This window comes from Nostoc sp. NMS4, from assembly GCF_017115095.1.
Classification (GTDB): domain Bacteria; phylum Cyanobacteriota; class Cyanobacteriia; order Cyanobacteriales; family Nostocaceae; genus Nostoc.
This window is the reverse complement of the sequence record NZ_JABXKI010000305.1, coordinates 1-7,644: the sequence shown is the minus strand read 5'-3', so window position 1 is coordinate 7,644 and position 7,644 is coordinate 1. Positions and strand designations below refer to the sequence as shown.

The following is a 7,644-nucleotide window of genomic DNA, read 5'->3' as shown; positions in this document are numbered from 1 at the left end:
GGTTATGTTCAGGGATATTGACTCGATGAACAGAAGCTTTGCCAATATAAGCAACAGAACCGGGAATCGTACTAAAGATAGCATCAACGAGTTTGGTCGGCTTGCCTTCTGGGCCCCGGTAGGGTTCCATTTCGCATTCTAAAACATCACCAATTATGTTTGGCTATATCAAGAATTAAGGGGGCACCTGACTTTTCCAGACTTTTTGCTTTAAGAGTCATTTGTAGCCCTGAACTTTTCCAATCTGTTATCTAAAGTTCTTGATAGTAAATCCAGAACTTTCCCAGTTATCATTTTGAGCTTTTATCAGCAATAACTGAATCATAAAGCGCAAGAATCCATTCTGTCGAAGTCTAACACGTCCTTGGAGCGGCAGATGGCAGGTGTTCAGTGAGAAATAGGGGCGATTGTTGCCGCTCACCCGGGGTGTTAGGGGACACTGGCAAAGTCTACTTTTTCCATTTTTGAAGTGAAGAAATGAGGTGGAAGTTATGAAAAGCTTGAAACTGTCGATCGTTCCGATGTTGATGTTAGCCTATTTTTGTATAGCTGATCGCGTTGGGTTTCGTCCCTCAACCCAACCTACATCCTATTGAAGTATTTAATCAAGAGAATCAGCCATGACCAATCAACTTTCTCGGCGCTACTTTTTACAGGCAGGGGGTGGCTTTGTTGCTTCTGTAGCCGCCAGTTCAACTCCATGGAATCAAATAGCTTCTGCTTTGGCTCAACCCATTCAACGGTCTAGAGGAACAAGAGATACATTTTATACTAAGGGGCGGTATCTCTATGACAGACTTGGCAACAAAATCATTCTGCGGGGAGTGAATAAAATGTCTGTTTGGGACGAAGCATCAGACCCCGCAGGCAGCATCTCCTTCCCCGAAATTCGCAAAACTGGAGCCAACTCTGTCCGCATTGTCTGGGCAATCCGCAAAGACCTTAACCCTGGTCTCTCCGACACCGATCCTGCACGTCTCGACGCACTCATCACTAACGCCAAAGCCAACCACCTCATCCCAACAGTCGAACTTCATGATGCCACTGGAAAGTGGTCACGTCTCCCCGACCTTATGCAGTATTGGATACAGCCCAGAATCATCAACATTATCCAAAAACATCAGGAATACTTACTGATCAATATTGGTAATGAAGTCGGTGATGAAACAGTCACCGCTAGTGAATTTATAGCTGGTTATACAAATGTAATTCAAACCATGCGCAACGCCGGAATTCATACCCCATTAATCATTGACGCAGCTGAGTGGGGCAAAAATTTGGCACTTTTGGATGCCACTGCGTCTACCTTACTCAACGCCGATCCCGATAAAAACCTGCTCTTCTCAGTTCACCTGTATTGGTCCATCTCCGACGGTGCCGATGCTAACTACATCCGCACACATCTCCAAAATTCGGTCAATCTAGGTTATCCTCTGATTGTTGGAGAATTCTCTAAATTTGGCGGCTACCCCGGCGATCCCACAGCCAGTGTTTGCAGTGTCAAGGGTAAAATTGACTACCAAACCATCCTGGAAGTATGTCATAACAACGAAATTGGCTGGTATGCCTGGGAATGGGGACCCGGTAACGCTTTCAATGATCCGCTATGTGCAGTTATGGATATGACCCCCGATCGCTTGTTTAAGCATATCAAGCCAGGATGGGCAAAGGAGGTCGCTATTTCTAGCCCTTACAGCATTAAAAATACTTCGGTGACACCGCCTAGTATGTAATTCTGATAGGGATTTACCGATCAAGCCTCGCAGATGCTCAACGATCGACTGCTTTGATCGGAGCATTCTTTATTGGATGCCATCACAAATGTGTCGAGCGCTCGGGTCTACCCTAACATTATGGTTAAGATAATCCTTCAACCAAGTGCAAGCTCGATCAATTAACTGCTGAGGCTCTAGCATTTCGGCATTCCAAATTTCAACTTTGGCATCATCGCTGACCGAAACAAGGGTTTTGCCATTGGGATTAAAGCTCACATTCCAGAAAGGATAACCTTGTCCTGTAATGGTTTGGAACTCTTGTCCTGTTTCAGTGTTCCACTGCCGAATGGTGCTATCTGGGCTGGAAGAAGCAAGTGTTTTACTGTTGGGGCTGAAGCTTAATCCTGTTACACCAGCAGAATGTCCTGTGAATGTTTTCAATTCATGACCGTCTAGCGTCCAGAGTTTAATCGTTTTGTCACGGCTGGCAGAGGCAAGGGTTTTACCGTCCGGGCTAAACTGGACACGGGTAATGTAGCTGCTGTGTCCCTGGAATGTTTTCAAGAGTTGCCCCTGAAGGTTCCAAAGCTTAATTGTGCCATTGTCATGGGCAGAGGCAAGGAGCATACCATCGGGACTAAAGCCCACACTCCAGACCTTACCTGCATTTGCTTTGAGCGTTCTTAGCTCTCGACCGTCAACCTGCCAAAGCTTGACGGTGCCATCATAATTGGCTGTTGCTAGAGTTTGACCATCGGGACTAAAACGCACCTCAGTGACATCTTTACTGTGTCCGTTGAAGGTTTTTAGAAGTTGCCCATTGAGGTTCCAAAGTTTGAGGGTTTTGTCATAACTGGCAGCCGCGATCATCCTGCCATCTGGACTAAAACTGAGGCTCCAAATCCGATTCCAATCACCGCTCTTAGCACTAATGGTTTTCAACGCCTGCCCCGTTCGACTCCATAGGCGAATGACCTGACCGTCTCCAGCAACAGCATCTCCAGCAGTGGCAATGATTTTACCATTAGGACTCACGCTCACACTGTATAGAGAATCAGTATGCCCGATCAAGGTCTGATGGTTTGGATTGCTCAGACTCCATAACCTAATCGTGTCATCTCCTCCGGCAGTGGCGATCGCCTGACCATCGGGACTAAAACTAAGCCCAAACACTGAATTGTGATGACCTTTGAATGTTTTGAGGACTTGTCCATTCAGGTTCCATAACTTGGCAGTCTTATCGGCACTGACTGAAGCGATTGTCTGACCATCTGGACTGAAACGCACCCCAATGACGAAATTATCATGCTTGCCAATGGTTTTGAGTTTTTTCCCTGCTAAGTTCCACAGATTGATTTCAGTGTTTCCGCCTGCCGTAGCAATCAACTGACCATCGGGGCTAAAGCTAATCCCATAAATTGATTGTGGCTCGACTGGGAAGCTTTTGAGTTCCTGACCATTCATGCGCCAAAGTTTGACGATTCCCCCCTGATCCGCTGCAACGATGGTCTGCCCATCGGGACTGCAACTAAGACTCCAAACCTGTATCTTATGCCCTGTCAGTGTTTTAGATGCTTGTCCATCTATGCGCCAAAGTTTGACGGTATGGTTAACGCCAGAAGCTGCAATCACTTGACCATTGGGACTAAAACAAAGGTCAGCCATAAAATTATCTTCATCACCTTGCCCAGGGAAGGTCTTCAGTTCTTTGCCCTCCACAGTCCACAGTTTGATTGTGTTATCGGCACTGATAGCGGCAATCTGCTTGCCATCAGGGCTAAACTTCACACTTCTAAAAGACTGATTCTGTCCCGACAGCCGTTGGAGTTCTCGTCCATCAATACTCCACAACCTGACTGTGTTGTCCTCACTCGCAGTTACCAGGGTCTGTCCATCTGGGCTAAAGTCTACACTTCTGACCTGATTGCTGTGTCCTTCCAGGCGATCGCGTTCACTGATTTGGAAAAGCGATCGCTGCAACGCCAACTGGACAGCCGATCGAGTCTCAATATCTGCCCAAGGAGCGGTTTTCAACTGAATGGCGGCTTTGAGGGCAGCGAGTAAGGCATCCAGTTCTTGATTGGCATTCAGCGCAGCCGTTGAGGAGAGGCTGAGGGATTTGATTCTCTCTAGTTGTGCTTCCTGAATCATTCTTCCAGCGAATATTCCCGTTGCAATCGCCACCACTACGGAGATCGCGAGGATTACTCCTCCAATCCGAATGCGTCGTTTTGCCTTGTGGTTTGCCTGTGCCAGGGTTTGATTCGCGTCTGCCAAAACCAGGTTGGCTTCTGCCAGAATTCCGGAGGCCTCTGCTTCGGTATCAAAACGCTGTTGCAGGTCGCGTTGTTCTACTTCCCGACTTGCATCTAAGAAGTGGTAATCCCGATCGCTTAAGCTTTTATCCGCTGCCCACTGCTGCGCTTTTTGTAAGGTCTGTCCCCGCAACAGCCAGGATTCCTCTTGACCACTGGTTGCAAGCCAGCCTGCTAAGGCTACCAAATAAAAATCAGGACGCACCGAGGCTAATTCCTGTTCAACCCAAGTCTTGTCAAAAACAGATTCATAAATGCGGTTGTAAACGCTGAGTTTGCCTTGGTGTTTGACAACCAATCCTGATAGCTGTAATTCCATTTGTTCGGGACTGTTATCTACAACGATCGCATTGCATTGCAAAATCTGCTGATAAAGCCCAAGTAGCCGCCCTCGACGCTGTTCGCTGCCTCGAATGCGATCGCGGATTGTCCTCAGATGTGGAGGAGTATCGTGTGATTCCCAATTCTCAACAATACACTGTTGCACCAACTGTTCAATATTTGGTTTTCGACTTTCGGCTTTCTCTGCAACTAACTTACACAACTTCTGAGTTAGAAAGGGCTGTCCGCCTGTCCAATCTAAAATCTCTTGTAAAACTGTTACCGGATTATCTACTTTTCCAGCTAATCCCTGAGTTAAGGGTGACTTAGCCTCTACAAGTTTAAACCCAGTCAAATTAATTGAGCGACCGATATTAAAGGGTGTTCTTTGCTTATCAACAATTAAATCTGACGGAACTGCTACACCTAACAGACAGAAGGTTAAGCGATCGTAAATTGAATTGCTAGATCGTTGCTCATAGCAAGCGCGAATCAAAGCAAACAAATCGTCGGTTGAGAAATTTAAGCTCTTGACATTATCAATTTCTTCTAGAAAAATACAGACTCTCGCAATCTTAACCAGTAAAACATCTTCAATAAACAGACTGAGTTGTTGAATTGCAGAAAGTTCTGTTTGTTCGTTCCTCCAAGCCTTTAAATCAAATTTCCCTGAAAGCTTGAAAGCTCTAACTAATTCCACCACTAAACCCTTATACCATTGGTCAGCAGTCACCTGCTTTGCACCTAGTTTAGTCACATCAACCGCCGCACAAGCGATATTTTTTGCCTCCAGCAGTTGCATGGTTCGTGCCTTCAAACTCGACTTCCCCATCTGTCGAGAGTTGAACACATAACAGAATTCACCCGCTTCTAACGCCGCCAACAGTTCGCGATCGGCTTGCCGTGTTACGTAGCAGAGTGCATTCGGCGGTAAGCTTCCTCCAACTTTGTATTCGTAATCTCCGTGATAGATTTTATTCATAATTTTGCTGGTGTCGGAAAACTCAAACTTTAAGAAAGATTAGTGCTGAAATACTGACGATATAGCTCACAACTCGGTGTCACTTGATTACCCTTGAGATGCACGAGTCCCATACTGTCCAAATGATAAACAGCTACAGATTCTAACTGAACTGGATCTTGAGCTGTCATGACCTGTTTCAATAGGGCTGCTAATTCTGGCTGCTGTTTCAAATTCCCTAAGCAACGCCGCAAGTGATCGCTATAAACTCCTGCATGGGTCGGAGCATCTTGCAGCAATTGCTGGAGTGTCACGTCTTGGTGTGCAAGATGGTACAGGGCAAGGCGAATCAGATAGGGATGCCCTCCAACCATTGCGATTAATGGTTCTGTTTCTTTAACTGTCCAAGTTAGACCGTGTAACTGAGCCAAAGTCTCGACTTGCTGTTGATTAAACTGCGGCAATCGTAGCGGTAGTCCAACATTAAACGGAGATTGATGGATATTTAAAGAGATATACGCTTCTGTTGAGTGAGCAATAATTAATCGCAACTTCCGCCAACTTTCCTGAATCATGGCTTCCTCATGCCATTCACGCAGTAAAGCCAGAAAATCTTCAGCAATATCGGGATAGTTAAAAACGGCATCAATTTCGTCTAAATCTATGACTAAATTCGTCTCTAACTGTTCTAATAAATATTGAAAGTAGCCTGTACAGCTTACCTTGCTGCCAATTTCTTCATCCCAGTAGTCGTCCAGCTTCGGTTCTAAGTGCAGTTGTCGGCTAACATTTAAACAAAACCATCGTAAGAATCTATTTAAGTTTGTAAAGACAGTTTTTTCAGCTTTTCGCAGGTTCATGCGAACAACTTGATAATTTTGTTGAGCGGCATAAGCCAAAACCCGATTGAGTAAAGATGTTTTTCCCATTTGTTTGGGTCCTCTAATCCGAATGAGAGAACCTGGCTTCAAAATCTCCTTGTAACAGTCAGATTCGATTGGGGGACGTTCTACATAGAAAGGAGAATCTAGCGAGACAGATCCTTCTGGAAATTCTAATGCGATAGCGAAGCGCTGCTGCGAAGCGCAGATCGCAGAATTTGATGTTGGTGTTGATGAAGTTTTAGCAGCAGTCTGGTTTTGCCATTCCCGCTTAAGTGCCTGCCGAAAGCTCTTCTTGGTCACTTCTTCGCCTAATGCTTCTGACAGTTTCTTCCACAATCGATAACCCACATCTTTATTTATATAGCTCACACTCCGAAATAACTGTTCAGCAATCTCTTCATAGCTCTTGCCTTCCCACGCTCCTCGAAGGACATCAATTTCAATATCAGTGAGGTATTTACCAGTATGTTTGAATACCAGTGTGTTAACCAGATTTTGGGTTTGCTCCCAAGAAAGTTCTGATTCGGCGTTCATAGCTGTGTTTAGCAAGATGAATACTCTTGGTTATATCAAGGATTGATCGGTGAAGCAATTGGGTAGCTTCACCTGACTTTTCTAGACTTTTTGCTTTTAATGTGATTTCTAGTCCAGACTTTCCCCTATTTTTATTTATTCTTTTCCTAGATTTATTGATAGTAAAGTCCAGAATTTTCCCAGTTATCATATCGAGTTACGATCGGCAAATATATAAACATGAAGCGCAAAAAGCAAACGCTAATCAAGTTAGTTATTAGCTTTAAATTAGCACTCATCTAATGCTTCTACACAACCAATGTACGAGATTAGCAAGTCAATGCATTGAGTCACACTGAACAAACAATCAGCCAAAATCAACAGTTGGTTGAATAAGGGCGACGACAGAACGATTCGTTCTGCTAATCATTAACATTTTAGGAGTCAACAATGTTAGAACAAAATGGCATTATCTATGCTGTAGCGAACAACAACGACTTGCTGTGGTATCGCCACGACGGTCGAACTGACGGCAGCTTTAAGTGGCTCGACAACAACGCCAGAAAGGTAGGCGTTGGATGGAGCTTCAAGCATTTATTTTACGGCGGTGACGGCATCATCTATGCAGTAAATGATAATAATGACTTGCTGTGGTATCGTCACGATGGGCGAAATGACGGCAGCTTTAATTGGACTGACAACAACGCCAGAAAGGTAGGCGTTGGATGGAGCTTCAAGCATCTATTTTACGGCGGCGACGGCTTTAGTCAACCAGATTTGCCATCGGCGGTGACACTGGATTCAGGGGCAATCACGTCGGGACTTTCAATCGGTGGCTCTGCAAAGCTTGTCATGGCGCGTGATGGACAGTTCACATTCAGTGGACACATGCATGATAGCGGTGCCCTCGGCATCGATTTCCTATTAACTTTAGT

Annotated in this window: 4 protein-coding genes; 2 read left to right on the top strand and 2 right to left on the bottom strand. The window is 45.2% G+C overall.

Annotated features, from left to right (window positions below):
* Window positions 1-620 precede the first annotated feature (620 nt).
* The gene (locus tag HWQ37_RS28850; protein WP_292753844.1) at window positions 621-1,733 is read left to right on the top strand and encodes a cellulase family glycosylhydrolase; all 1,113 of its coding nucleotides are present in this window, start codon (window positions 621-623) and stop codon (window positions 1,731-1,733) included.
* Between the two features lie 69 nt (window positions 1,734-1,802).
* Here the strand turns inward: HWQ37_RS28850 and HWQ37_RS28845 are convergent, their stop codons facing one another.
* Together HWQ37_RS28845 and HWQ37_RS28840 are read right to left on the bottom strand one after the other, a co-directional pair.
* Entirely contained in the window at window positions 1,803-5,333 is a 3,531-nt protein-coding gene (locus HWQ37_RS28845) for a WD40 domain-containing protein (RefSeq protein WP_292753843.1), read from the bottom strand.
* 29 nt (window positions 5,334-5,362) lie between these two features.
* Entirely contained in the window at window positions 5,363-6,730 is a 1,368-nt protein-coding gene (locus HWQ37_RS28840; RefSeq protein WP_292753842.1) for an AAA-like domain-containing protein, read from the bottom strand.
* 429 nt (window positions 6,731-7,159) lie between these two features.
* Between HWQ37_RS28840 and HWQ37_RS28835 the strand changes: the two genes are divergently transcribed.
* A partial coding sequence (locus HWQ37_RS28835; protein WP_292753841.1) for a tachylectin-related carbohydrate-binding protein occupies window positions 7,160-7,644 on the top strand: 485 nt, incomplete at its 3' end.

Excerpts from the sequence above, each read along its gene's own strand:
- HWQ37_RS28850 (WP_292753844.1), top strand. The coding sequence starts at position 621 with ATGACCAATCAACTTTCTCGGCGCTACTTTTTACAGGCAGGGGGTGGC.
- HWQ37_RS28845 (WP_292753843.1), bottom strand. The coding sequence starts at position 5,333 with ATGAATAAAATCTATCACGGAGATTACGAATACAAAGTTGGAGGAAGC.
- HWQ37_RS28840 (WP_292753842.1), bottom strand. The coding sequence starts at position 6,730 with ATGAACGCCGAATCAGAACTTTCTTGGGAGCAAACCCAAAATCTGGTT.